The organism is Blautia sp. An249 (assembly GCF_002159835.1).
In the GTDB taxonomy this organism is placed as follows: Bacteria; Bacillota; Clostridia; order Lachnospirales; family Lachnospiraceae; genus Blautia_A; species Blautia_A avistercoris.
Genome location: NZ_NFJL01000003.1, coordinates 133345 through 158030 on the forward strand (window position 1 = coordinate 133345; position 24686 = coordinate 158030).

At 45.3% G+C, this 24686-nt stretch carries 26 protein-coding genes and 1 riboswitch; of the genes, 12 read left to right on the top strand and 14 right to left on the bottom strand.

What is annotated here, in order from left to right:
* Nucleotide 1: 1 nt before the first annotated feature.
* The 6 genes from B5F53_RS04525 (at nucleotide 2) to B5F53_RS04550 (ending at nucleotide 4632) form a co-directional block, all read left to right on the top strand.
* A complete protein-coding gene (locus B5F53_RS04525; RefSeq protein ID WP_087220420.1) occupies nucleotides 2-634 on the top strand; it encodes a cell division protein SepF in 633 nt (210 codons plus the stop codon).
* A gap of 5 nt (nucleotides 635-639) precedes the next feature.
* A complete protein-coding gene (locus B5F53_RS04530) occupies nucleotides 640-1392 on the top strand; it encodes a YlmH family RNA-binding protein (RefSeq protein ID WP_087220423.1) in 753 nt (250 codons plus the stop codon).
* Nucleotide 1393: 1 nt separating this feature from the next.
* Nucleotides 1394-2494: a 3-dehydroquinate synthase gene (aroB, locus tag B5F53_RS04535; protein ID WP_087220426.1), complete on the top strand. Its 1101-nt coding sequence runs from the start codon at nucleotides 1394-1396 to the stop codon at nucleotides 2492-2494.
* A gap of 1 nt (nucleotide 2495) precedes the next feature.
* Complete coding sequence (lspA, locus tag B5F53_RS04540) at nucleotides 2496-3002, top strand: signal peptidase II (RefSeq protein ID WP_087220428.1); 507 nt, start codon at nucleotides 2496-2498, stop codon at nucleotides 3000-3002.
* 12 nt (nucleotides 3003-3014) lie between these two features.
* Nucleotides 3015-3935: an RluA family pseudouridine synthase gene (locus B5F53_RS04545; protein ID WP_087220431.1), complete on the top strand. Its 921-nt coding sequence runs from the start codon at nucleotides 3015-3017 to the stop codon at nucleotides 3933-3935.
* 64 nt (nucleotides 3936-3999) lie between these two features.
* Nucleotides 4000-4632: a cytidylate kinase-like family protein gene (locus B5F53_RS04550; RefSeq protein WP_087220434.1), complete on the top strand. Its 633-nt coding sequence runs from the start codon at nucleotides 4000-4002 to the stop codon at nucleotides 4630-4632.
* Here B5F53_RS04550 and B5F53_RS04555 read toward each other — a convergent pair.
* The gene (locus B5F53_RS04555; RefSeq protein WP_087220437.1) at nucleotides 4607-5341 is read right to left on the bottom strand and encodes a tRNA lysidine(34) synthetase; all 735 of its coding nucleotides are present in this window, start codon (nucleotides 5339-5341) and stop codon (nucleotides 4607-4609) included. The genes B5F53_RS04550 and B5F53_RS04555 overlap by 26 nt on opposite strands.
* 185 nt (nucleotides 5342-5526) lie before the next feature.
* Between B5F53_RS04555 and B5F53_RS04560 the strand changes: the two genes are divergently transcribed.
* From B5F53_RS04560 to B5F53_RS04575, 4 genes are all read left to right on the top strand, one after another.
* The gene (locus B5F53_RS04560; protein ID WP_087220440.1) at nucleotides 5527-6822 is read left to right on the top strand and encodes an AI-2E family transporter; all 1296 of its coding nucleotides are present in this window, start codon (nucleotides 5527-5529) and stop codon (nucleotides 6820-6822) included.
* Nucleotides 6819-7268 (top strand): D-aminoacyl-tRNA deacylase, encoded by a 450-nt coding sequence (gene dtd, locus B5F53_RS04565; protein ID WP_087220443.1) that lies wholly within the window; start codon nucleotides 6819-6821, stop codon nucleotides 7266-7268. Before B5F53_RS04560 ends, dtd begins: the two co-directional genes overlap by 4 nt.
* Before the next feature lie 31 nt (nucleotides 7269-7299).
* Entirely contained in the window at nucleotides 7300-9894 is a 2595-nt protein-coding gene (locus tag B5F53_RS04570; RefSeq protein WP_162610525.1) for a peptidoglycan DD-metalloendopeptidase family protein, read from the top strand.
* Between the two features lie 201 nt (nucleotides 9895-10095).
* Nucleotides 10096-10199, top strand: a riboswitch (glycine riboswitch).
* Nucleotides 10200-10361: 162 nt separating this feature from the next.
* Nucleotides 10362-11708: an alanine/glycine:cation symporter family protein gene (locus B5F53_RS04575; protein WP_087220756.1), complete on the top strand. Its 1347-nt coding sequence runs from the start codon at nucleotides 10362-10364 to the stop codon at nucleotides 11706-11708.
* A 52-nt stretch (nucleotides 11709-11760) separates the two neighbouring features.
* On the opposite strand, the gene B5F53_RS04580 is transcribed toward B5F53_RS04575, so the two are convergent.
* Entirely contained in the window at nucleotides 11761-12816 is a 1056-nt protein-coding gene (locus B5F53_RS04580) for a tyrosine-type recombinase/integrase (protein WP_087220449.1), read from the bottom strand.
* A gap of 82 nt (nucleotides 12817-12898) precedes the next feature.
* On the bottom strand, nucleotides 12899-13504 hold the full coding sequence (gene rbr, locus B5F53_RS04585) for a rubrerythrin (protein WP_087220452.1): 606 nt from the start codon (nucleotides 13502-13504) through the stop codon (nucleotides 12899-12901).
* Between the two features lie 173 nt (nucleotides 13505-13677).
* Between rbr and glyA the strand changes: the two genes are divergently transcribed.
* Both glyA and lexA read left to right on the top strand, forming a co-directional pair.
* Nucleotides 13678-14916, top strand: a complete 1239-nt coding sequence (glyA, locus tag B5F53_RS04590) for a serine hydroxymethyltransferase (protein ID WP_087220455.1) — start codon at nucleotides 13678-13680, stop codon at nucleotides 14914-14916.
* 276 nt (nucleotides 14917-15192) lie between these two features.
* Entirely contained in the window at nucleotides 15193-15828 is a 636-nt protein-coding gene (gene lexA / locus B5F53_RS04595) for a transcriptional repressor LexA (RefSeq protein ID WP_087220457.1), read from the top strand.
* Nucleotides 15829-16069: 241 nt separating this feature from the next.
* Here lexA and rsfS read toward each other — a convergent pair whose 3' ends face one another.
* The 11 genes from rsfS to B5F53_RS04655 form a co-directional block, all read right to left on the bottom strand.
* Nucleotides 16070-16432 carry a ribosome silencing factor gene (gene rsfS / locus B5F53_RS04600; protein ID WP_087220460.1) on the bottom strand — a complete coding sequence of 121 codons (363 nt, stop codon included), beginning with the start codon at nucleotides 16430-16432 and terminating at the stop codon, nucleotides 16070-16072.
* Nucleotides 16433-16437: 5 nt separating this feature from the next.
* A complete protein-coding gene (gene nadD, locus B5F53_RS20675) occupies nucleotides 16438-17703 on the bottom strand; it encodes a nicotinate-nucleotide adenylyltransferase (RefSeq protein WP_330396156.1) in 1266 nt (421 codons plus the stop codon).
* A 19-nt stretch (nucleotides 17704-17722) separates the two neighbouring features.
* Nucleotides 17723-18013, bottom strand: coding sequence for a ribosome assembly RNA-binding protein YhbY (gene yhbY, locus B5F53_RS04615; RefSeq protein WP_087220462.1), 291 nt, complete (start codon nucleotides 18011-18013; stop codon nucleotides 17723-17725).
* Nucleotides 18014-18027: 14 nt separating this feature from the next.
* Nucleotides 18028-19317, bottom strand: coding sequence for a GTPase ObgE (obgE, locus tag B5F53_RS04620; protein WP_087220465.1), 1290 nt, complete (start codon nucleotides 19315-19317; stop codon nucleotides 18028-18030).
* 120 nt (nucleotides 19318-19437) lie between these two features.
* A complete protein-coding gene (gene rpmA, locus B5F53_RS04625; protein ID WP_087220468.1) occupies nucleotides 19438-19728 on the bottom strand; it encodes a 50S ribosomal protein L27 in 291 nt (96 codons plus the stop codon).
* A 4-nt stretch (nucleotides 19729-19732) separates the two neighbouring features.
* Entirely contained in the window at nucleotides 19733-20053 is a 321-nt protein-coding gene (locus B5F53_RS04630) for a ribosomal-processing cysteine protease Prp (RefSeq protein ID WP_087220471.1), read from the bottom strand.
* 16 nt (nucleotides 20054-20069) lie between these two features.
* A complete protein-coding gene (rplU, locus tag B5F53_RS04635; protein WP_087220474.1) occupies nucleotides 20070-20375 on the bottom strand; it encodes a 50S ribosomal protein L21 in 306 nt (101 codons plus the stop codon).
* 183 nt (nucleotides 20376-20558) lie between these two features.
* A complete protein-coding gene (locus B5F53_RS04640) occupies nucleotides 20559-20924 on the bottom strand; it encodes a VOC family protein (protein ID WP_087220476.1) in 366 nt (121 codons plus the stop codon).
* Nucleotides 20917-22137: a ribonuclease E/G gene (locus B5F53_RS04645; protein ID WP_242970244.1), complete on the bottom strand. Its 1221-nt coding sequence runs from the start codon at nucleotides 22135-22137 to the stop codon at nucleotides 20917-20919. Before B5F53_RS04645 ends, B5F53_RS04640 begins: the two co-directional genes overlap by 8 nt.
* Nucleotides 22130-22837, bottom strand: a complete 708-nt coding sequence (locus tag B5F53_RS04650) for a TIGR03936 family radical SAM-associated protein (protein ID WP_087220478.1) — start codon at nucleotides 22835-22837, stop codon at nucleotides 22130-22132. The genes B5F53_RS04645 and B5F53_RS04650 overlap by 8 nt, the downstream gene beginning before the upstream one ends.
* Complete coding sequence (locus tag B5F53_RS04655) at nucleotides 22821-24686, bottom strand: TIGR03960 family B12-binding radical SAM protein (protein WP_087220481.1); 1866 nt, start codon at nucleotides 24684-24686, stop codon at nucleotides 22821-22823. Before B5F53_RS04655 ends, B5F53_RS04650 begins: the two co-directional genes overlap by 17 nt.

The window sequence follows — 24686 nt, forward strand, 5'->3', positions numbered from 1 at the left end:
AATGGGTGTTTTTGATAAGTTTTTGGATGCCATTAAATTAAACGATGATTATGACGATGATGAATTTTTCGACGATGACGATCTGCTGGAAGACGACTTCGATGAGGAAGAAGAAGCAGAAGAGAAACCGCGAAAGAAATTTTTTGATAAATTTGGCAAGAAGAAAGACGATGTGGATGATTTTGAGGATGACTTTGAGGAAGAACCTGTAAAGCCTGCCAGAAAAGTTTCCGTAGAGTCCAAGGCGGCAGCAGCCAAGCCTGCAGCGAAGACAACCTCCAAGCCGGCTCGTACGCAGTCCTCGAAAATTACTCCTATGCGCGGCTCAAAGAGAGGAAGTCAGGCAATGAATACAGAAGTATGTGTAATTAAACCAAGCTCCATGGAAGATACCAGAGAGATTGCGGATACTCTGCTGGATAACGCAACGGTTATCCTGAATCTGGAGGGTATTGATGTGGAATTAGCGCAGAGAATTATCGACTTTACATCCGGCGCCTGCTATTCTCTGGGCGGCAGCCTGCAGAAAGTATCCAGCTACATCTTCATTCTGGGACCCTACAATGTGGACATTACCGGGGATTTACAGAATATTCTCAGCGGTTCCGTACCGTCTATCCGATCCGGGTATTAATCGGTATGGAACGAGAGGAATTTTTAATAAAAAGGGCAAAAGAGCTGGCGAAAGCAGCATATCAGAGAGGAATTGTTACTTTTACCGATTTTTTGAACTTAAACGAATTGCATATCGTTAATAGCCAGAACTACCGCGAGCTGGGAGTTTCCCTGGAAACCTTCGGCGGCTATGAGTTTGCAGAGCGTCAGATAGCAGCTTTTCTTTCTGATGCTCTTCTCTTTGAATGGAACTATCCCATCTGCTGCCTGAAAATTCAACCAAAATCCCAGAAATTCAGAGACTCTCTTACTCACAGAGATTATCTCGGTTCCCTTCTGGGACTGGGAATTGAACGCTCCACCATCGGTGATATTCTGGTGGATGAGGACGGTGCCTTTGTATTCTGCCTGGAGCGGATTGCCCCGTTTCTGCTGGAAAATCTGATTCAGGTGAAAAAGACTTCTGTAACTGTAACGAAGATTGAGCACCAGGAAGAGCTTCCGTCTCCTAAGGTACAGACATTAGTAAAAACAGTTGCCTCTGTGCGTCTGGACAGTCTGATTGCCGCAGCCTTTCAGGAATCCAGAAGCAGCCTGAAAGGCCTTATTGAAGGAGGCCAGGTGTTTGTAAACGGGAAGTTAATAACCTCCAACGGATACCATCTGCGGGAGGGAGACATTATTTCCGTCCGAAAAAAAGGAAAATTCCGGTACAGCGGGATTTCCAGAGAAACGAAGAAAGGGAGATTCAGCGTAACGCTGGAGCGGTATATTTAATATGAAAAATCAGGAATTGACTGTTAAAAGAGAAGGAGCTTTCTCTTATCCCATTTGTCTGAGAGAAAATTTTAACGACCTTGCCACGAAAGCAGAAGAGACAGGTTTTTTGGGAAGGAAAGCCTGTGTGGTGTCAGACAGCCGTGTCTTTGAACTCTACGGGGAAGAAATCTGTGAAAAACTCCGCCAGGTCTGCAGTAAGGTAACGTCCTTCGTCTTTCCTGCAGGAGAAGAACATAAAAATCTGGATACCATTGAAGATCTCTACGAACATCTGATTCAGGAATCTTTTGACCGGAAAGATTTTCTTGTGGCCCTGGGAGGCGGAGTTACCGGGGATATGGCCGGCTATGCCGCTGCTACGTATCTGAGGGGAATCGACTTTATTCAGGTTCCCACCACTTTACTGGCCCAGGTAGATTCCAGCATCGGAGGAAAAACCGGCGTAGATTTCAGGTGCTACAAAAATATGGTAGGAGCCTTTCACCAGCCCCGTCTGGTTTATATGAATTTATCCGTTTTACGCAGCCTTCCGGATGTGGAATTTGCCTGCGGAATGGGAGAGGTGATAAAATCTGCCCTGATCTGTGACCGGAAATTCTATGACTGGCTTTCGGAAAATGCAGACTCCATTGAGAGGAAAGAGCTGGATATTCTGGAGGAGATGGTTTATCGCTGCTGTGACATCAAACGGGGGATTGTGGAACGGGATCCAACGGAAAAGGGCGAGCGGGCTCTTTTAAATCTGGGCCATACCATCGGGCATGCTATCGAAAAACAGATGAATTTCCAGCTTCATCACGGACAGTGCGTGGGACTGGGGCTTCTTGCAGCCGCAGGGATTTCCAGAAGACGGGGGCTTCTTACTCCTCAGGAAGAGGCAGAGATTATCCGCTGCTGCCAGTCTTTCCATCTTCCGGTAAAGGTGAAAGGACTTCAGCCCCGGGATGTACTGGCCGCTTCCAAAAAAGATAAAAAAATGGAACATGGAAAAATAAAATTTATTCTTATGAAAGGGCTCGGACATACATTGATAGACAAGACCGTAACCGATCAGGAATTGCTGGACGGAATCGCAGATGTATTGGACGCTGAAAAATAGTATGAAAAAGAAACAACCGTGCATAACTTATATTATTACAGGGATTTTGATTTTTCTTCTTTTAATCGGGCTGGATCAGTGGACGAAGCTTCTGGCGGTCCGTCATCTGAAAGATCAGAGTCCTGAGATTCTGATTCCGGGCATCCTGCAGTTGGAATACGTGGAGAACCGGGGAGCCGCTTTTGGGATTTTTCAGGATCGGATTTGGATCTTCCTTCTGATTGCCCTGCTTTTTCTTGGAGCAGCATTTTACGTCTGGACCAAAATGCCAAAAACAAAATACTATTTTCCCCTGCATCTGATTCTGCTTTTTCTGACTGGGGGAGCCGTCGGAAACGGACTGGATCGGATTTTCCGGGGCTATGTGGTAGACTTTGTTTATTTCTCACTGATTGATTTTCCGGTGTTTAACGTGGCAGATATTTATGTAACTGTAAGCGCTGCCGTATTAATTCTTCTTATTCTGACAAAGTACAGAGATGATGATTTTGAATTTTTAAAACCATGACAGGAATTATCTATGAACGAATATGAATTTTTAATAAAAGAAGAAAAAGAGGCCGAACGCATTGATAAATTTCTTTCAGAGGCAATTGGGGACTTATCCCGGTCTTTTCTTCAGAAACTGTTAAAGGAACAGCAGGTGATGGTAAATGAAAAACCGGTTAAGGCAAACTACCGGTTAAGGACAGGAGACAGGATCCGCGTTTGTGTGCCTCCCTGCGAGGAACTGAATATTGAGCCTGAAAATATTCCCCTGGATATTCTCTACGAAGACGAGGACTTGCTGGTGATAAATAAACCTAAGGGAATGGTGGTTCATCCCAGCGCAGGACATACCAGCCATACTCTGGTCAACGGGGTTTTATATCACTGTCAGGGGAATTTATCCGGGATTAACGGTGTTCTGCGGCCGGGGATTGTCCATCGGATTGATAAGGATACCACCGGAGCTTTGGTTATCTGCAAAAACGATCTGGTTCACAGAGAACTTGCAGAACAATTGAAAGAGCACACCATTAAACGCCGGTACCGCGCCATTGTCCTGGGAAATTTCAAAGAAGAGGAAGGAACGGTAGAGGGTCCCATCGGCCGCCATCCGGTAGATCGGAAAAAAATGGCCATCAACTATAAAAACGGAAAAGACGCGGTTACCCATTACCGGGTACTGGAACGGTTCGGCAATTACAGTTATATTGAATGCCGGCTGGAGACAGGACGGACCCATCAGATCCGTGTCCATATGACCAGTATCGGTCATCCGCTGCTGGGAGATCTGGTGTATGCCCCTTCCCAGAAAAACGGTTTCCATCTGCAAGGGCAGACGCTCCACGCTCAGATACTGGGCTTTTATCATCCGGTACAAAAAAAATATATGGAATTTGAAGCGCCTTTACCGGATTATTTCGTAAAACTTTTGAAAAACCTCAGAAACCGATAGAAAATTTTCTGAAATTGAGATATAATAGATATGATTAGAGCAAATGTGAAAGGGGTTGGAACGTATGAACAGAACAAAAACGATTATCACCATTGGAAGACAGTATGGAAGCGCAGGACGCCAGATTGGCCAGGAAGTGGCAAATTATTTCGGAATCAAGTGCTACGATAAGGAATTGTTGGAACATGCAGCAAATGACAGCGGGATTTGCAAAGAATTATTTGAAAATCAGGATGAGAAACCAACCAATAGCTTTTTATACTCTCTTGTAATGGATACGTATTCCTTCGGATATTCTTCCGCCGCTTTTACGGATATGCCCATGAATCACAAGATATTTCTGGCTCAGTTTGACGCCATTAAAAAACTGGCGGGACAGGGACCATGCGTAATGGTGGGACGCTGTGCAGATTATGCTCTGGCAGATTTTAAAAACTGTTTCAGTGTCTTCATCCATGCGGATCTGGACTGGAGAATCACCAGAATCGCCCAGAAACACAACAAAAAACCGGCCGCTGCCAAAGATATGATTTTAAAGACAGATAAGAGCCGCTCCAGCTACTATAATTATTATACCAATAAAAAATGGGGCGCTGCTGCCGGATACGATTTATGCATTGACAGCAGCAAGTTTGGAATTGAAGGCGCTGTAAAAACCATTGTGGAGGCCATCAGGATTTTTGAGGAAACCCTGTAGACCATCCTTTCAGATTCCCGTTCAGTACAGCGGTAAACATGCGCTCTTTGACGCCGGGATTTTCACGATTTAACTGTTTAAGTAAATCTTTTACATATTCCCGTTTGGTGTTGCCGTCGGCGGGACAATTGCTTTTAACCACAGGAAGCTGATATTTATTGCGAAAGCCGATAATATCAGCTTCTTCCATGTAGAGAAGAGGGCGGATTAAAGTGAGATCCATCCGATCCCAGTAAGTAACCGGAGAGAAGGTATGAAATCTGCCTTCAAAGATCAGGGACATCAGCATTGTTTCCACCACATCGTCTTTGTGGTGGGCGTAAGCCACTTTATTACAGCCCAGTTTCTTAGCATATTCATTGAGAGCCCCTTTTCTCATCTTGGAACAAAGGGAACAGGGGTTACTTTCTTTACGGTCTTGGAAAATAATCTTATAAATCTCTGTGGGAATCCTGGTATAGGGAACCCCCAACTCTTCACACAGTTTCCCTACAGGTTCCATGGAAGTATCCGGAAATCCCAGATCCACGGTCAGGGCATGGAGGGTAAACGTCTTCGGATAAAACCGGGACAGGCCATGGAGGGCATACAGCAGTGCCAGACTGTCTTTTCCTCCGGATACGCCCACGGCAATTTTATCTCCTGTTTCTATCATCTGAAATTCATCAATGGCTTTTCTCGTAATACTTAACATTTTCTGCAGTTTCATGGCTTTCTCCTTTCTCCGATTATGCAGACACATGCAGGTATTATAAAGGATTCTCAGTCTGTTGACAAGATTTCTTTTTCCATCATGGAAAAACAGGAATTTGTTAAATATTTTTTTAAAAAATTATGACAAAATATTGAAAACATGTTATAATTCTTTCGTGATTACGGGAGTGAGGAGAATTTATGAAACTGAAATGGAATAACCGCTATTTTCGATGGGGACTGACCCTGTTCCTTGTGGCGGCGGCCAGTATGCTTTTTTATTACGGGATTTTCCGCATGGGAAATCTGATTGGGGGCATTAAGGCCTTTTTATCTATCTGGACACCGATTATTTACGGAGCGGTGATCGCTTATCTGTTAAGTTCTGTGGTAAATTTTATAGAGGGGAAGGTTATTTACCCTCTATGCAGACGGAACCGTTATCAGCCTTCGAAACGGATAAAAAAAGTTATCCGTTATTTCTGCGTGCTTTTGTCTTTGTTTTTATTCCTGCTGCTGATTTATGCCCTGATTATGATGATTCTGCCGGAGCTGATCCGAAGCGTCATTAATATTGTAAATGACTTTCCCCGGTATATTACCAGCATCCAGGTCTGGATTACAGAAACTCTGGGAAAGAATGAACATTTTGATTCTAAAATGCTGATTACTTTTCTGAACCAGTATTCAGAAAAAGCAGAGACGTATCTGACAGATAATTTTCTTCCTCAGATGCAGCTTATGCTGCGGCAGGTTTCTTCCGGGGTGTTTGATATTCTCAATTTCCTGAAGAACTTCCTGATTGGAAGTATTGTTTCCATCTATATTCTGGCAGACAAGGAGGGCTTTGTGGCCAAAAGCAAGATGATTGCCTATGCCCTTTTTGAAACGGATACGGCAAATACCATGATTCATGGCATGCGCTTTGTCCACAAGACTTTCGGCGGCTTTATTAACGGAAAAATTGTGGATTCCGCCATTATCGGAGTACTCTGTTATATCGGAACCTCCATCATCGGAACGCCCTATGCTGTATTAATCAGCGTCATTGTGGGAGTAACTAATGTGATTCCCTTTTTCGGCCCTTATATCGGCGCCGTCCCCTCGGCTTTTCTTGTGTTAATGGTGGATCCCTGGCAGTGTCTGTATTTCGTCATTTTTATTCTGGTTCTTCAGCAGTTTGACGGAAATTTCCTGGGACCGAAGATTCTGGGAGAATCCACCGGGCTTTCCAGTCTGATGGTTATTGTGGCCATTTTAGTGGGCGGAGATCTCTTCGGTGTCCTTGGAATGTTTGTGGGCGTTCCCGTCTGCGCAGTCATCTATGCCATTATCTGGAGCGCTATCCGCCGTTCCCTGAAAAAGAAGGATATGCCCCCGGAAGCGGAGGTTTATTATCATATCGACTGTCTGAATGAACAGACAAAAGAACCAATCCTTTTTAAAGAAAAAGAAGAAAAAGAGACGCCTGTGAAAGGAGAGAACCATAAGAAATGAAATTTGTAATTCAGAGAGTTAATTATGCCCAGGTTTCTTCCGGGGACCGGATTTTAGGAAAAATCGGGAAAGGATTCCTGGTCCTGATAGGAATCGGGAAAGACGATACGCCGGCCATCGCCGATAAATTTATTAAAAAAATGATACAGCTTAGAATCTTTGAAGACAGCGAGGGGAAAACCAATCTGTCATTGAAAGATGTGGGAGGAGAAATTCTTCTGGTTTCCCAGTTTACTCTTTACGCCAACTGCAGAAAGGGAAACCGGCCCAGTTTCATAGAAGCCGGAGATCCAAAAGAAGCCAGAGCGCTTTACGAATACATTATAAAGAAAACAAAAGAACAGGTTCCCGTTGTGGAACAGGGTGAGTTTGGCGCAGAGATGAAAGTACTTTTGGAAAATGACGGACCGTTTACCATCTTGTTGGAAGACAGTCAGTTATTATAAATTCAGAGAAGAAAAGGGTGAAGGAAGGAAAATGAGAAAGGGAGCTATAAGTATCTGCAAATGGGTTATGCTGTTCTTTTTCCTGGCTGTCTCTGTTACAGTTCTGCAGGGAAGAGAAACGGTTCTGGCCGCCCCCACACAGCAGGACGGCTGGGTAGAAGAAGACGGGAAATCTTATTATTACAAGGACGGGGAGGCTCTGACCGGTTTTCAGACCATTGACGGGAAGAAATATTATTTTAATATTGTCCATGGGTATAAAGAGACCGGATGGTATATTACCAGTGCGGGAGGCCGTTATTACTTCGGTACTGACGGTGTGGTAAAGAGCGGCTGGGTGACCGTAGACGGAAAAAACTATCTGCTCAATACCAACGGAAAGGCCTATACCAACTGGTTTACCACCTCTGCGGGAAACAAATACTACTTTGGTTCTGACGGGGTATCTGTCCGCAGTCAGTGGAAAACTATTTCCGGCAAGAAATATTATTTTACGGAAAACGGCCGGGCCGCCATGGCTTTTTACACCATCGACGGCAAGAAGTATTATTTTGATTCTGTAGGCGCTTATCTGCGGACAGGCTGGTTTATTACTTCGGCCGGGGGCCGTTATTACTTTGGTACCGACGGCGTGGTAAAAAGCGGCTGGGTGACGGTCAGTGGGAAAAACTATCTGCTGAATACCAATGGAAAGGCCTATACCAACTGGTTTACCACTTCTGCAGGAAACAAATATTATTTCGGTTCTGACGGGGTATCTGTCCGCAGCCAGTGGAAGACGATCTCCGGTAAGAAATATTATTTCACAGAAAACGGCCGGGCCGCCATGGCTTTTTATACCATTGGCGGTAAGAAGTATTATTTTGATTCTGTAGGCGCCTATCTGCGGACGGGCTGGTTTATCACCTCTGCAGGAGGCCGCTATTACTTCGGTACCGACGGTGTGGTAAAAAGCGGCTGGGTGACTGTAGGCGGCAAAGAATATCTGCTGAACAGCAATGGAAAAGCTTATACAACCTGGTATACCACCTCAGCAGGCAATAAATATTATTTTAACAGCGACGGTACTTCCGTTAAAAATCAGTGGAAAACCATTTCCGGCAAAAAATATTATTTTACTGCAAGCGGACGGGCTGCTATGGGATATGCCACCATCAGCGGGAAGAAATATTTCTTTGATCCGGTAAACGCCTATCTGCGGACGGGCTGGTTTATCACCTCTGCAGGAGGCCGCTATTACTTCGGTACCGACGGCGTGGTAAAAAGCGGCTGGGTGACGGTCAGTGGGAAAAACTATCTGCTGAATACCAATGGAAAGGCCTATACCAACTGGTTTACCACTTCTGCAGGAAACAAATATTATTTCGGTTCTGACGGAGTATCTGTCCGCAGTCAGTGGCAGACCATTTCCGGCAAGAAATATTACTTTGACGCCAATGGACGAGCTGTGAAGGGCTGGCAGACCATCGGAGGAAAGCTGTATCTGTTCAATACCACCCAGTACTATCTGTGTACCGGAATGATTACCACTTCCTCAGGAAATAAATATTACCTGGGAGACGGAGCTGTAAGCGGCGGGATGAAGAAGGTAGGAACCCATACCTATTATCTCACCAGCAACGGCAAGCTCTGCTCCGGACGTTATAAGGTGGGCGGATACTGGTACGCCTTCAGTAAAACCGATTACGATATGGTAACCTCTGACTGGTACAAAGAAGATAATAATACGAAATGGTATTATGCCAAGGCCAACGGCCAGCTGGCTACCCAGTGGTATAAACCGGATAAATATTACCGCTATTTCCGCAGTTCTGACGGTCTGATGGCTACCGGATGGCATAAAATCGGCGACAGCTATTACTATCTGAGAAAGAGCGACGGCGCAAGATGCAGCGGCAAGTTCCAGTTGGGCGGAAGTCTCTATTACTGTGCTTCAGACGGTAAAAGATATGAGAGTACCTGGATTAATGGAAGCGATTCCAATAAATATTATGCCAAGGCAGACGGTACTCTGGCAGTGGGGCTGACCACTATCGGAGGAAAGAAGTATTACTTCGGAAACGACGGCGCTCAGAAAACCGGCTGGCAGACCATCAATGGAAAGCAGTATTACTTCAGTAAGACAAAAGGATATATGGCTACCAGCATCTGGGTAGACGATGACCATTATGTAGGTGCAGACGGCGCTTATATCCCCGGATACGTAGAGAAGTTATTCCGCTGGCCTCTGACTTCCAACTGGAATTACATATCCAGTTATTTCGGAGGAAGAGAATCTCCGGGAGGAATCGGTTCTACAAACCACCAGGGAATTGATATTCCGGCAGATTACGGAACTCCGATCTATGCTGCAGAAGACGGAATCTGTACGGTTCGCTCTTATCAGGAGGGAGGAGCCGGATATTATATCATGATTAACCACACCAGCATCAGCAGCGGGACAAGCACCATTTACATGCATATGAGCCGGTTTGCCGATGTGTATGTGGGAGATCGGGTAAAGAAAGGCCAGGTAATCGGCTATGTAGGTTCCACCGGCGCATCCACCGGAAACCATCTGCACTTCGGTGTTCAAATCAATGGAGAGTACGAAGATCCTCTGGATTACGTAAATGTACCTGAATAATTATTTTGAAGACATATTTCACCTAAAAGGCGGAATATGTCTTCTTTTTTCTTGACAGAAAATCCTCAGACGGATATAATAGAAAAGCTGAATTACATATTATAAAAATTGTCAGAAGAAGGCAGCAGGAAAGTAGTCGCTCAGACTCGCCGAAGGAATAACAATCTCAGGTACTTTTCTATATAAAGTGGGACTGCTGTTGGATGACTCTCTGGAGAAGCTTACGAAAGGTGAGTGCCGAAGGTGAAAGCCGCCCGGAAATCCGGGATGGTGAATCTCTCAGGCAAAAGGACAGGGATACAAGAACAGGGGCTGAAGCCCGTTTTTTCGTGCTGTATTCAGGGATTGCTGCAGATAAGAGTTTTTGCATCTGTCCCTTTTTTGTGCGCATTTTGGCCTTACCGGGGAATCATTTGGAGGATACTGACAGAAAATACCGGAAAGGATAGGAGAAAGAGAAAATGTTTATGGACTATTTGGAACAGGTTGTGGATGTGGTAAATCGGTTTTTGTGGGATTACCTGCTGATGTTTCTGCTGGTGGCAACGGGAATTTTCTTCACGTTTCGTCTGCGCTTCATTCAGATTCGCAAGTTTAAGGCAGGAATGAAGGCGTTATTCGGTAATTTCAGTCTGAATGGAAAATCTGAAGGAAACGGATTAAGTTCTTTTCAGGCTCTGACTACTGCCATCGCCGCACAGGTGGGCACGGGAAATATTGCAGGCGCAGCCACCGCAATTGCTTCCGGAGGACCCGGAGCCATTTTCTGGATGTGGCTGAGCGCTTTTTTCGGAATGGCGACTATTTACTCTGAGGCAGTTATGGCTCAGCACACAAGAAAAACCGAAGACGGAACCGTTACCGGAGGACCTGTCTATTATATTAAATCTGCTTTTAAGGGAAAATTCGGTACTTTCCTGGCAGGATTCTTTTCTGTGGCAATTATTTTAGCTCTTGGCTTTATGGGAAATATGGTACAGTCCAACTCCATCGGAGATTCGTTCCAGAACGCCTTCGGAATTAACCGTCTGGTGGTGGGCGTTTTTGTGGCAGTGGTTGCCGCGTTTATCTTCCTGGGCGGAGTGAAGCGAATTGCCTGGTTTACGGAAAAGATTGTGCCTCTTATGGCTGTATTTTACATTGTGGGCTGTCTGGTGATTTTATTCATGAACGGCGCAGGAGTGGGGAAAGCTTTTCATGATATTTTTGTTATGGCCTTTGCTCCCCAGTCTGTGGCCGGAGGCGCCCTGGGTATTACTGTACAGAAAGCCATGCGTTTTGGCGTTGCCAGAGGTTTATTCTCCAACGAGGCCGGTATGGGTTCCACTCCTCACGCTCATGCCACCGCACAGGTAAACCATCCCAGTGAACAGGGAATTATCGCCATGATGGGCGTATTTATTGATACCTTTATTATTCTTACACTGACCGCTCTTGTAATCTTATCTACAGGCGCGTTATCTTCCGGAGAAACCGGCTCCACACTGGCACAGCTTGCCTTTGATTCTGCCTTTGGCTCCTTCGGAAAAATCTTTATCGCCATTTGTATGCTGTTTTTTGCCTTTACCACCATTATCGGATGGTATTATTTCGGAGAGGTCAATGTCCGCCATTTATTCGGCAAAAAAGCGGTTAAGGTATATGCTCTGCTGGTTGTGATCTTTGTTATCATCGGTTCTACTTTAAAAGTGGATCTGGTATGGAATATGGCCGATATGTTTAACGGTCTGATGGTACTTCCCAACTTAATCGGCCTTCTGGCCTGCAGCGGTGTGGTTTACCGTCTTACCAGAAACTTTGAACAGAAAAAATAGAGGAATTCATGAAAAATGCAGCCGTCCGGTTCTTCGGGGCTGCATTTTTGTTTTAGAGATCTCTTAATTTCACAGCGGAAGCGGCCTGGCGTCTCCGTGTGTCGTCGATAGCGGCGTAATGCTTTTTGGTTGTATTTACATCGCTGTGACCCAGAACATCCGCCACCAGATAAATATCTCCCGTTTCCTGGTATAAAGCAGTGCCATAGGTACTCCGAAGCTTGTGGGGGGTTATTTTCTTTGCCGTGGTAATCTGGGAGGCATATTTCTTCACCAGATTTTCCACTGCCTGCACGCCGATCCGTTTGTGCCGGGTAGAGTAGAAGAGGGCGTGTTCATGGCCGGCGGCGGGCTCAATGGTTTTACGGACTTCAAGATAGTTTTCCAGGGCTTTGCGGACTTCAGGACCGAAATAAACAATCATTTCATTTCCGCCTTTCCTGGTAACTTTCAGGCCGTTATTTTTAAAATCTATATCTTCCAGATCAAGTCCCACACATTCAGATACCCGAAGACCGGTGCCAAGCAGGAGAGTTACCAAAGCCAGATCCCGCTCCTTCGTCTTCTCATAATAGGCTTTTTTCTGGCCGCTTAAGGTATCTCCGCAGTGTTCGATATAATCCAGCAGAAGGGCTACCTCATCCGCATCCAGACGGATAATGCTTTTCTGGTGAATTTTCGGCATATCTACTAAAAGGGTGGGATTGGAATGGATAAGTTCCCGTTTGTAATAATAAGAATAAAAGCTTCTCAGAGAGGCCATCTTCCGTTTCAGTCCCCGTTCCCCGTTGGTGGTAAGTTTATCCGAAGATTTATAAACCTTTAAATATTCCTGGTATTCTTCCAGATCCACCGCTGTAATTTTATCCAATACCTCTACGGTGAAATCCTTCATTTCACAGGCTTTGCAGGAAGGATTTTCCTCCAGAAGAAACTGGAAAAATACCCGGATGTCGTAGGCATAGGAAATTCGTGTTTTCGTGGTTGTAGTTGGTTCAATGGCCCGGAAATAATCGCGGCAGAAGGGCGGAAGGGTAGCAAGGACTTCCCGCAGCTTCAATACGTTCTGAATGTCCGACTGTTCCCGGTAAGTGGTGCGCTTTTCCATAAAATACATCCTTTCCTTATCGGTTTCAACTGTCCTTATTATATCATATCCGGGCTTTTTCGTATAGAAGAACCGCCTTCCTTTACATCTGGCCGTCTGTGAAAGGAGAGAGCTCCAGACGGATAAAATATCCCTGATCGTGGTGGCAGACCGGGCATTCTTTAGGAACTTTCGTTCCTTCATAAATGTGTCCGCAGTTTAAACAAATCCAATGCTGCTGGACATCGGAGACAAACAGCTTGTTTTCTTCCAGAAGCTGGGCGAATTTTCCGAAACGGTCTCCGTGAATCTTCTCGATTTTAGCGATGTTATAAAAGGAATAGGCTACTTTGTCAAACCCTTCCTCCTTTGCCACATCTCCAAAGGTTTTATAAACACTGTCATGTTCCTCATATTCATTGTGCTGAGCCATGCGAAGCAGCTCTTTTACATCGGAAGAAAGATCCACCGGATAACCTCCGTCAATATGAATCGTTTCCCCGGCCAGTTCTTTCAGATGCTGATAAAAGATTTCCGCATGTTCTTTCTCCTGATCTGCGGTAAAGCGAAAGACTGCCTCAATGACAGCCAGCCCTTCTTTTTTCGCCTGGGAAGCGCTGAAGGTGTAGCGGTTTCTGGCCTGACTTTCTCCCGCAAAAGCTCTCATAAGGTTTTTACTTGTTTCACTTTCTTTAAAATTTGTACTCATATGCATTCTCCTTTTCTTCCTGAACTTTTCTTTAGTATGATCCAAAACTGGTAATTTTATACATTGCAATTTGTACTCCCATGTACGGACATCTGTTTTTCTGTAATTGACAAACATAGGGAAGAACGTTATAATATAGGACGGAATGGATTAGTCAAGGAGGAAAACGAAACATGTACTCATTAGAAGAAATTCGAAATACAGATCCGGAAATCGCTTCCTGTATTGAGAAAGAAATTCAGCGTCAGAATTCCCATATTGAGCTGATTGCTTCAGAAAACTGGGTAAGCAAAGCCGTGATGGCATCTATGGGAAGTCCTCTGACCAACAAATACGCAGAAGGGTATCCGGGAAAACGTTTCTACGGCGGATGCGAATGCGTGGATGAAGTAGAAACTCTGGCCATTGAGAGAGCCAAAGAATTATTCCATTGTGAATATGCAAATGTACAGCCACATTCGGGCGCCCAGGCGAATATGGCCGTTTTTTATGCTATGCTGAAACCGGGAGATACCATCCTGGGAATGAGCTTAAACCATGGTGGCCATCTGACCCACGGAAGCCCGGCGAATATGTCCGGTTCCTATTTCCATGCAGTTTCTTATCAGGTAAATGACGACGGCTTTATTGATTATGACCAGGTTCTGAAAACAGCGAGAGAGTGCAGACCTAAGTTAATCGTGGCAGGCGCAAGCGCTTATGCCAGAAAAATTGATTTCAGGAAGTTCCGGGAGATTGCAGATGAAGTGGGAGCGTACCTGATGGTGGATATGGCTCACATTGCCGGTCTGGTAGCTACCGGAATGCACGAAAGCCCCATTCCCTATGCGGACGTGGTAACCACAACCACCCATAAAACGCTGCGCGGACCAAGAGGCGGCTTAATTTTAAGCAGCGCTGAAAACGCGAAGAAATTTAACTTTAATAAGGCAGTTTTCCCGGGAATCCAGGGCGGACCTCTGATGCATGTGATTGCAGCCAAGGCCGTGTGCTTTAAAGAGGCTCTTCAACCGGAGTTCCAGGAGTATGGAAAGCGGGTAGTAGAAAACGCCCAGGCTCTTTGCCGGGGATTAATGAAACGGGGCGTAAACATTGTATCCGGAGGCACGGACAATCACTTAATGCTAGTGGATTTAGTTCCCCTGGGCATTACGGGAAAAGAGATGGAAAACCGTCTGGATGCAGCCAACATCACCTGCAATAAGAACGCGATTCCAAACGATCCCCAGTCACCCTTTGTAACCAGCGGCGTTCGTCTTGGAACGGCGGCAGTTACCTCCAGAGGCATGCAGCCAGAGGATATGGAAACCATTGCAGAGGCCATTTCCCTGATGTTAAAAGATACAGCCAATGAAGCTCAGGCAAAGGCCTTAGTAAAACAGTTAACCGATAAATATCCGTTAAACGCATAAGATAAGAAATAAAATAAACAAACAACAGACGAAACAGCAGATGCTCATATAAACGCAGACATTCGCATTTATATGAGTATCTTTTTGTCTGAAAAGATGTAGGAAGACTCATTTCAATCTATACGACAAACTCAGGTTTTTCATATAAATAGAACTGCTTTCAGAAGAAACTCGAACATATATTCCGAATATATGTTTACATTCCCTTTTTCCTATGCTATGATAGATACAAATAGATCGATCATTTTTCGTATCACAGGTGGAGGAAACACAGTTATGTCCTATGGAAAAATTACTAAGAAACAGCAAGAAATACTGGAATTTATCAAAAGCGAAATTTTAAACCGGGGATTCCCTCCGGCAGTTCGGGAAATCTGCGAGGCCGTTCATTTGAAATCCACGTCTTCCGTACATGCCCATCTGGAATCCCTGGAAAAAAACGGCTACATTCACCGGGATCCCACCAAACCCCGCGCCATTGAAATTCTGGATGACAATTTTAATCTGTCCCGCCGCGAGGTGGTCAATGTACCTCTGATTGGAACCGTCACTGCCGGACAGCCCATTTTAGCCGTGGAAAACATTGAGAATTATTTCCCGGTTCCCGTGGAAGTTATGCCAAACGCCAATTCCTTTATGCTTACGGTAAAAGGTGAAAGCATGATTAACGAAGGAATTCTGGACGGGGACAAAGTGTTGGTAAAACAACAGACCACTGCAGAAAACGGCGACATTGTGGTTGCACTTATTGAGGATTCTGCCACAGTCAAGACATATTACTATGATAAAGAAAAAAAATGTCATAAGCTGCAGCCGGAAAACGATACCATGGAACCCATTTACGTTCCGGAGGGAGAACTTCAGATCTTAGGCAAGGTTTTCGGTGTTTTCCGTATTTTTTCCGGATTTTAATCGGTTTACTGTAAATACATTATGTAAACTTATTATTCAAAATAAAAAACGCACATCCATTCGTCGGAATTCTTATCCTGTCTGACTTCTGGAGTGCGTTTTTCTTATGTAATAGGATTAAGGTGTCAAAAGTCTCTTCTGGAATTTTGTGCGCTTCGCGCGGAAGGATATTTTGTGCATTTTGCCAAGTATAGAAAAAAAGAGCGGCTTTTGACACCCGAATCGTAGTTAATCTAATCTGTTATTTTGCAGAAAGAAAGTCCTCTGTGTCTATCTGTTTTCCGTCTCTCCAGATACGTTCCAGATCATAAAACAGACGATTTTCTTCGTCGAAAAGATGTACAATCACATCGCCGTAATCCATTAAAATCCAACTGGAGTTTTTGGATCCTTCGATCTGCTTTCTCTCATGCCCTGCTCTTCCCAGTTTCTCATCTACGTTATCAACCATAGCCTGTACCTGATTGGGGTTGCTGCCGCTTGCGATTACAAAGTAATCCGCAATGGTTGATATTTCGTGAATATCAATTACCTGGATATCCAGCGCCTTTTTTTCATCTAAAGCCTCGCAGGCTAATTTTGTCATCTCAAAAGATTTTTCCATAGTCTCTACTCTCCTTCTTCCATTCGCTGCCGATGAATGCTTCTGTAATACTGGTAAGCCTCCCGGGTGGTTTTCTCTACTTTATCCGGCTGATCCCCCAGATAATTCAGCGTATCCTTCAGAATTTCATAGATACACTCGTCCAGATCCTGAAATGCCAGTTTCCTGACAAATTCCAGGCGGGGAGCCTTTTCCCGCAGAGGTTCGATATAATCCGCAATATAGACAATCTTTTCCAGCTTGGTCATGCTGGGTCTTCCTGTGGTATGATACGTAATGGCATTAAGGATCTTGCTGTCCGTTATTCCATATTTCTTTTCCGCAAGGTATGCCCCTAATTTTGCATGCAGAAGGAACGGGTGATTCTTCTCAAACTCAGAGACAGGAAGATGATTCTGACTGCACATTTTCAGCTTTTTCTTGTTGGGGATACATTTGGCACAGTCATGCAAAAGTCCTGCCACCTGGGCGCTGTTTATATTTTCTCCGTGAGCCATAGCCAGAGAAGCGCTGGTATACATGACTCCCAAAGTATGCATAAACCGATCTTCATCCAGATATTTATGAAGTTTCTTCTGCATTTTGGATAAGGTCTGGGCGTTTATTGTCTCCATGGTATCTTCCTCCTTCTCCTCTTCTTCCGCCTTTTTTGCATCATATATACGGTGCTCATAAATATATTCCAGAACGTCGTTTTTCACATAATACTGAATGCTCTTCCCCTCTTTTAACCACTGTCGGATGAGATTGGAAGAAATATCAATATTCAGGGTATCCAGGCGGATAAGATGACCGGAATACTTATGGGAGATATAGTCAATCTGCTCCTCCAGTTCCCGGATGGAGGTATGATTTCTGGTAGCTACTACCATATGACAGCAGGCCAGAATCCGCGCCGGTTCTCTCCATTTATCAAAGTCATAGAGGGAATCCGCGCCGATGATAAAGTAATAATCCGTATCCGGGTTTTCCCTTTTCAGATTTTCCAGGGTACGGTAGGTATAGGTATACCCTTTGTCATGCATCTCTGCCAGAGACAGCTGGAAATGGGGATTGTCCTTAATTGCAAGGCGTACCATTTCCACACGCTGGTCATCTTCTGCTCTCCCCTGACGATCTCTTTTATGAGGAGGATTTCCAGAAGGCATAAACAGCACTTTTGAAAGCCCCAGTTGTTCATAGGCCTTTTCGCCAAGGATTAAGTGCCCCACATGGATAGGATCGAAAGTGCCTCCCATAATTCCAATTTTCTTTCGTTGTTCCTTCTGCATAGCAACCCTCTCTCTTTTCCTAAGGTAGGATAATTTTCTTTTTCTCTTTTTTTCCTTCCCGGTACAGGACGATTTTCTTTCCAATGACCTGTACGACCTGGGAATGGGTACGTTCTGCCAGAACAGACGCCATCTCTTTTGGATCGTAAAGACAGTTCTGCAGAACGCTGATTTTAATTAATTCTCTTGCTTCCAGGGCTTCATCCACAGACCTGGTGTTCTCCGGAGTCACGCCGCCTTTTCCAAGCTGCAGAATGGGCTCCGTCTTCATTGCAAGACTTTTTAAATATGCTCGTTGTTTGCTGGTCATAATTCCTCCTGAAATTATTTGTAGTATTCAAAATCAAACCCGTACATGCGAACGGTATCCCCATCCTGGATTCCCGCTTTTTCCAGCTCATCCAGGATTTTCGTATCCTTTAAGAACTTCTGGAAGAAGGCAAAGCCCTTTTCGGAATCCAGATTGGTATAACCCAGCATTTTTTCGATTTTGGGTCCTTCCAGGATATATACCCCTTCTTCTTCCTCGGATTTCTCCACGGTATAGGGAAGGTTCTCAACCACCAGAACGTCTTCGGGGAAGAATTCCTGCTGGAAGACAACCGGTTTCTGGTCGGTCTTATTTAACAGTTCCTGGACATAATATAACAGTTCCTTTAGCCCCTGTCCGCTGATGGCGGAAATGGGGAATACCCGGATTCCCTTCGGCTCAAATTCTTCTTTCAGTTTCTCTAAAGGAGAATTTTCCGGATCGTAAACGGCATCCATCTTATTGGCTGCAATAACCTGAGGGCGTGTTGCAATTTCCGGATTATAAGCCTCCAGTTCTTTGTTGATTTTATAAATATCCTCAATGGGATCCCGTCCTTCTACAGAAGCGGCGTCCACAATATGAATAATCACCTTCGTCCGTTCAATATGACGGAGGAATTCGTGTCCCAGGCCGACTCCCTGAGAAGCCCCTTCAATAAGTCCGGGAATATCTGCGATTACAAATCCGGCCCCTTCCATATCCACCACGCCCAGATTGGGATTCAGAGTAGTAAAATGGTAGTTGGCGATTTTCGGCTGGGCGTTGGTTACTCTTGAAAGGAAGGTGGATTTTCCCACATTGGGGAATCCCACAAGTCCTACATCGGCAATCACTTTCAGTTCCAGGCATACTTCCAGTTCCTGAGCCGGCTGTCCCGGCTGGGCATATTTGGGCGCCTGCATGGTAGCAGTGGCGTAGTGCTGGTTGCCTTTACCGCCCCGGCCGCCTTTTAATACAACCTGGCGTTTATTTTCCCCGGACATATCGGCAATGACCTTACCGCTTAAAGCCTCTGTAATAACGGTTCCCTCCGGCACTTTTAATACCAGATCGTTTCCGTCTTTGCCGTGGCAGCGGCGTTTTCCGCCTTCCTGTCCGCTTTCCGCCTTAAATTTCCTTTTATGACGATAATCGTATAAAGTATTTAACCCTTCATCTACTTCAAAAATAATATCTCCGCCCCGGCCGCCGTCGCCGCCGTCAGGACCGCCGTTAGGGACATAAAGTTCCCGGCGGAAGCTCACATGGCCGTCGCCGCCCTTACCGGAACGGATCATAATTTTCGCTCTGTCTGCAAACATAATTTCCTCACTTTTCCAATTCTAAAATGGATTTGAACTCCGTATAAGACGGAGTACCTTCCTATGATATAAGAAAAGGCCCCAAACCCTATAGATTTGAAGCCTCCCCAGTGTCATTCATTACTCTTCCACAGATACAGGAACGATAGAAACCTGTTTCTTATCTCTTCCTTTTCTTGTATATCGAACGATACCATCTGTCAGTGCAAATAATGTATAATCCTTACCGCATCCTACATTTACACCCGGATGAATTCTTGTACCGCGCTGTCTGTAAAGAATGTTGCCAGCTTTTACAAACTGTCCGTCTGCTCTTTTCGCACCAAGTCTTTTGGACTCAGAGTCACGTCCGTTCTTTGTGGAACCAACTCCCTTTTTATGTGCGAATAACTGAAGGTTCATTTTCATCATGTTGTTACACCTCCTTGAATCTGATGTTTAAAAATTTCTTTCCGTAACTATCCTGAATTTGTGTCAGACCAAGAATCAATGCATCCATTAACAGGGTTCCCTCTTTGGAAAGGGTTTCCGCAAAAGTCATGGACACGTAACCGTCTCCTTCTTTTACCTCTGGCCTGTCCCCGGTCAGTGTTTCCATAGCATTTACTGTAGTGATAATCAAAGCAGAAACTGCCGCGCAGACAATATCCTGTCCTTCCCGGGCATATCCTGCATGACCCTCTGAAACAAAACCGATATATGCATTTTCCTTCTTGTTCACTGTAATCTTAATCATAAGACATTACACCAGATTAGCCGTTGATCTTCTCGATTTTAACCTTTGTGTACTGCTGTCTATGACCGTTTTTCTTGTGATAACCAGTTTTTCTCTTGTATTTGTAAACGATGACTTTTTTGTCTTTTCCGTTTTCAACTACAGATGCAGTAACACTGGCAGCTTTCACATCATCTCCTACTTTTAATCCGTTGTCGCTGATAGCGATAACCTGATCAAAAGTTACGGTTTCTCCAGCTTCCACGCCGAGCTTCTCAACCTTAACAACGTCTCCTTCGGCTACTTTGTACTGTTTACCACCTGTTGCAATAATTGCGTACATAATGGCACCTCCTATATACATTACTCGCCAAATACGGTGGCCCTTTGGGGCGCTTGTCAACCTCTTTGTGCGGCATACTCCGTTATGATAGCACATACAACAGGTTTCGTCAAGATTTCGTGGAAATTATTTTGCTCATTTGTAACTATTCAGCCATAGGGCTGTACGGCTGAATAGTTACGCTTATTTTGCCGGAACAATTTCAATCCAGTAGCCGTCCGGATCCGTAATAAAATAAATCCCCATGGACGGATTCTCAAAAACGATGCATCCCATCTCTTTATGTCTTTCGTAAAAGGCGTCGTATTCGTCGGTTACAAAGGCCAGATGGAATTCTTCGTCTCCCAGATTGTAGGGCTCTTTTCTGTCACGAAGCCAGGTCAGCTCCAGTTGGAAGGCTGTTCTTTTATCTCCCAGATAAACCAGTTTAAAGGATCCGTCAGACGCTTCTTTTTCCCTGACAGGTTCCAGTCCCAGAGCATCTTTATAAAATTTCAGACTTTTCTCCAAATCTAATACATTAAAATTAAAATGTGCAAATTCAATCACAGTTCTCTTCCTCCAATGCCTTAAAATCTTCCGCCAGAGACCGGCGTATTTTCTTCCTTGTGACTTCTGTAATCTGTAAAGCCGTCATATCAACGGCCGAAGCCTTCACCGGATCTTTTTTCAGATGCTTCTGCAGAACATGAAAGAGCTCCTGACGGTGATCTTCTTTTTCCAGATTAATAAAGTCAATCAGTATAATTCCGGACAGATTTCTGAGCCGAAGCTGCCGGGCGATTTCCGCTGCCGCTTCCAGATTAATCTTCCGGTAAGTTTCCTGTACCTTCTTTTTTCCCGTATATTTTCCGCTGTTTACATCTATGGAGACAAAGGCCTCCGTCTGCTGAATCACCAGAAAGCCGCCGCTTTTCAGCCAGATTCTCTCTTTAAGAGCTTCCTCGAAAGCGCTCTGCAGGCTGTAAAGCTTATACAGAGGCAGCAGTTTATCTTCGTAGAAGCGGAGTTTTTCTGCATTTTCCGGTTCGTATTCCATCAGATAAGTTCGGATCTCTTCCAGCAGTCCGGGCTGATCCGTGACAATTTCTGTGAGACTTTCCTGATAAAAATCCCGGATCATGGACAGGTAAAAGGGTTCGGCCTTTTCCAGCAGACTGAAGCAGGTACGGCTTTTCCCCAGAACGGCTGCCTTGTGATACCGCTTCTTTAAATACTCCAGTTCCCTGAACACTTCTTCTTTCCTGGCTTCTTTGGCATTGGTACGCACGATGATTCCGTACTCTCTGCCGGTTTCGGCTTCCAGCCAGTGCCGCCATTTGGCCCGATCTTCCTTTGAGAGTTTCCCGGAGAGTCCCAGCTTTTTGTTGGCGGTAGTTAATACCAGATATTTGCCCGTAAAGTTTAAATTAGAAGTCACCGAAGGAAGTTTCTGTTTAATGGCCTCCCGGGAAACCTGTACCAGGAACTGATCTCCTGGCCGCAGCTTCTGATTTTCTCCTCTGTGAAAACCATTGGAAAAGAGGGCGTCCTTTTGTTCACTTAAGGGGTAATAACAGATCTGTCCGTCTCCAATCTGTACAAACGCCGCCTGAATGTTCTCTGCCAGCTCTTTTACCTGCCCCACATAAATGTTTCCCAGAATGGAATCTTTCTTTACCGGTTCCATGCGAAGTTCCAGAATCTTTCCGTTATCTTCCACGGCCGCCGCATATACGGGAACGTTTTTCAGTTCCATCCGGGTAATGACTAATTTACTCAACTTCTTCCCCCAGTTCTTCCAGAGAAATAAAATGATGAACGTCTTCGGTTCCTTTATCTGCATAAACTTCCAGCCGTTCCACCTGAATACAGAGAGGATCAAACTCCATTTTCTGAGACTGGAAAAAGGCGGACAGCACCAGATCCGGTTTGGTATAATAACCGCTTAAGGCAGCCAGACGAAGATATATCCGGTTCTCCTTTACTTCCAGACGGTAGATGGATGGTTTAATATCGACTTCTTTTTCGCTTCGTTTCGTCTTTTTCCAGGTGACAATGGAGGGCTGGCCATAGAAATCCAGAATCTTCTCTTCCCAGTTATCAGGAATCACATGGCCCTGCCGGAAAGTAACGCAGTAATCCGCGGCTGCCACCAAAGACATGGCCTTGCTGGCCTTTCCGTCTTCTACCTTTCTGGCGCTTAATACCTGAAATCCCTCTGCCATAGTCTGATTTAATGCTTCCTCAATATGCTTTGTAGGTACCGTATGGGTAAGCTGCATATCGAAATATTCTCCCTGACTGGTCACACCCACCCCCAGAGGAGCGGCAAAGGAGAGAATCATATGGGGACTGAATCCACCGGAATAGGCAATGGGAAGTTCTGCTCTTCGGATCGCTTTCTGAAAGTAGCGCATGGTATCCAGATGGCCGATGAATTTCACCGGACCCTGTTTGGAAAATTTAACTCTGACGTTCATAGCAGACACCTCCTCCATATTGTTTTACGCCGCATCCGGAACATTTCTCGCGGCAGTTGGGAGTAACAGTTTCCTTTTTCGCCTGCTCCCATTCTCTTTTTAAGAAGGATTTTGTAACCCCCGCGTCAATGAAATCCCAGGGGAGGATTTCCTCCAGAGAACGCTCCCGAAGGGTATAAAAATCCGGATTTATTCCTGTCTCATCGAAAGCCTCTCTCCAGATTTTTGGACGGAAAGACTCCGACCAGGCGTCATAAAGAGCGCCTTTTTTATAGGCCGCCTCAATTACAGAGGCACACCGGCGGTCTCCTCTTGCCAGGAAACCTTCCAGAATGGTCACGTTGGCTTCATGCCAGTTATAGTGGATACTTTTCTGGTTTAACTGGGCCCGAATCTCTTCTTTTACTACTTTCGCTTTTTCTAAAAATTCCTCTTCCCGGAACATAGGCGCCCACTGGAACGGTGTAAAGGGCTTGGGAACAAAGAAGGAAGTGCTTACGTTAATCTGTACTTTTCCCTTTCTCTGTTCTTTGGGAATGGTATAATATTCTTCGGCAATCTTCTCTGCCAGATGGGCGATTCCCCTCATATCCTCCTGGGTTTCTGTGGGAAGACCCAGCATGAAATAAAGCTTCACCCGGTTCCAGCCGCCCCGGAACGCATCCATGGCGCCTTTTAAAATCACTTCTTCCGTCAGCCCTTTATTGATCACATCCCGCAGTCTCTGAGAACCGGCCTCCGGAGCAAAGGTCAGACTGCTTTTGCGGATGTCCTGTACCTTACTCATCACATCCAGGGCAAATGCATCAATTCGAAGGGAGGGAAGGGAAATATTTACCCCCTGACTCTTGAATTCATCAATCAGATACGTAACCAGTTCTTCCAATTGGGAATAGTCGCTGGAGCTTAAGGAACTTAAAGAAATTTCCTCATGCCCGGTGGACTTTAACATTCTTCTGGCTTCGGCTTTTAAAGCCTCTACGTCTCTTTCCCGGGTGGGACGGTAAATCATTCCCGCCTGACAGAAACGGCAGCCCCGGATGCAGCCCCTCTGAATTTCCAGAGTCACCCGATCCTGGGTGGCTTTAATAAACGGTACCACCGGATCCGGCATGTGATAAGCTTCTGTCATATCCATCATGACCTGTTTCTGAATTTTTTCGGGAACCTGAGGACGGTTAGGCCCAAAGGAAGCGATGGTACCGTCCGCATGGTAAGTAACGTCATAGAAAGCCGGTACATAAATGCCCGGTACCTGAGCGGCCTGTAAGAGGAAGTCCTCCCGTCGGCCACCCTTCCTTTTATTTTCTTTATAGAGATCGAGAAGCTGGTGATAGACCGTCTCCCCTTCTCCGATATAGAAAAGATCAAAAAATGGCGCAATAGGCTCCGGATTAAACACGCAGGGGCCTCCTCCGATTACAATGGGATCCTCCTGGGTCCGTTCTCTGGCATAAAGGGGAATCCGGCTCAGATCCAGAAGCTGCAGGATGTTGGTATAGCACATCTCATACTGGATAGTAATCCCCAGAAAATCAAACTCTCTGACCGGATCCTGAGATTCCAGGGCAAAGAGGGGGATTTTCTCCCTGCGCATAATCTGATCCAGATCCAACCAGGGAGAAAAAACACGCTCACACCAGGTGTCTTCCCTCTGATTAAACATATGGTATAAAATCTGCATTCCCAGATGAGAGCTGCCGATTTCAAACACATCGGGAAAGGCCATGGCAAACCGGATGTCCACCTTGTCCGGATCCTTCATCACGGAATTGATTTCACCGCCGATATAGCGGGCGGCCTTGTCCACCGACAGAAGAATCTCATCACTTAACGCTAATTTTCGCAT

What these genes read in the sequence shown, in the direction of transcription:
- B5F53_RS04570 (WP_162610525.1), top strand. Translation starts at nt 7,300, where the DNA reads ATGAGAAAGGGAGCTATAAGTATCTGCAAATGGGTTATGCTGTTCTTT.
- B5F53_RS04555 (WP_087220437.1), bottom strand. Translation starts at nt 5,341, where the DNA reads ATGAAACTGCAGAAAATGTTAAGTATTACGAGAAAAGCCATTGATGAA.
- B5F53_RS04575 (WP_087220756.1), top strand. Translation starts at nt 10,362, where the DNA reads ATGGACTATTTGGAACAGGTTGTGGATGTGGTAAATCGGTTTTTGTGG.
- aroB (WP_087220426.1), top strand. Translation starts at nt 1,394, where the DNA reads ATGAAAAATCAGGAATTGACTGTTAAAAGAGAAGGAGCTTTCTCTTAT.
- lspA (WP_087220428.1), top strand. Translation starts at nt 2,496, where the DNA reads ATGAAAAAGAAACAACCGTGCATAACTTATATTATTACAGGGATTTTG.
- B5F53_RS04630 (WP_087220471.1), bottom strand. Translation starts at nt 20,053, where the DNA reads ATGATTAAGATTACAGTGAACAAGAAGGAAAATGCATATATCGGTTTT.
- rpmA (WP_087220468.1), bottom strand. Translation starts at nt 19,728, where the DNA reads ATGATGAAAATGAACCTTCAGTTATTCGCACATAAAAAGGGAGTTGGT.
- rsfS (WP_087220460.1), bottom strand. Translation starts at nt 16,432, where the DNA reads ATGGAAAAATCTTTTGAGATGACAAAATTAGCCTGCGAGGCTTTAGAT.
- B5F53_RS04650 (WP_087220478.1), bottom strand. Translation starts at nt 22,837, where the DNA reads ATGAACGTCAGAGTTAAATTTTCCAAACAGGGTCCGGTGAAATTCATC.
- lexA (WP_087220457.1), top strand. Translation starts at nt 15,193, where the DNA reads ATGTCCTATGGAAAAATTACTAAGAAACAGCAAGAAATACTGGAATTT.
- B5F53_RS04550 (WP_087220434.1), top strand. Translation starts at nt 4,000, where the DNA reads ATGAACAGAACAAAAACGATTATCACCATTGGAAGACAGTATGGAAGC.
- yhbY (WP_087220462.1), bottom strand. Translation starts at nt 18,013, where the DNA reads ATGACCAGCAAACAACGAGCATATTTAAAAAGTCTTGCAATGAAGACG.
- dtd (WP_087220443.1), top strand. Translation starts at nt 6,819, where the DNA reads ATGAAATTTGTAATTCAGAGAGTTAATTATGCCCAGGTTTCTTCCGGG.
- B5F53_RS04530 (WP_087220423.1), top strand. Translation starts at nt 640, where the DNA reads ATGGAACGAGAGGAATTTTTAATAAAAAGGGCAAAAGAGCTGGCGAAA.
- rplU (WP_087220474.1), bottom strand. Translation starts at nt 20,375, where the DNA reads ATGTACGCAATTATTGCAACAGGTGGTAAACAGTACAAAGTAGCCGAA.
- B5F53_RS04545 (WP_087220431.1), top strand. Translation starts at nt 3,015, where the DNA reads ATGAACGAATATGAATTTTTAATAAAAGAAGAAAAAGAGGCCGAACGC.
- B5F53_RS04580 (WP_087220449.1), bottom strand. Translation starts at nt 12,816, where the DNA reads ATGGAAAAGCGCACCACTTACCGGGAACAGTCGGACATTCAGAACGTA.
- nadD (WP_330396156.1), bottom strand. Translation starts at nt 17,703, where the DNA reads ATGCAGAAGGAACAACGAAAGAAAATTGGAATTATGGGAGGCACTTTC.
- B5F53_RS04525 (WP_087220420.1), top strand. Translation starts at nt 2, where the DNA reads ATGGGTGTTTTTGATAAGTTTTTGGATGCCATTAAATTAAACGATGAT.
- obgE (WP_087220465.1), bottom strand. Translation starts at nt 19,317, where the DNA reads ATGTTTGCAGACAGAGCGAAAATTATGATCCGTTCCGGTAAGGGCGGC.
- glyA (WP_087220455.1), top strand. Translation starts at nt 13,678, where the DNA reads ATGTACTCATTAGAAGAAATTCGAAATACAGATCCGGAAATCGCTTCC.
- B5F53_RS04560 (WP_087220440.1), top strand. Translation starts at nt 5,527, where the DNA reads ATGAAACTGAAATGGAATAACCGCTATTTTCGATGGGGACTGACCCTG.
- B5F53_RS04655 (WP_087220481.1), bottom strand. Translation starts at nt 24,686, where the DNA reads ATGCGAAAATTAGCGTTAAGTGATGAGATTCTTCTGTCGGTGGACAAG.
- rbr (WP_087220452.1), bottom strand. Translation starts at nt 13,504, where the DNA reads ATGAGTACAAATTTTAAAGAAAGTGAAACAAGTAAAAACCTTATGAGA.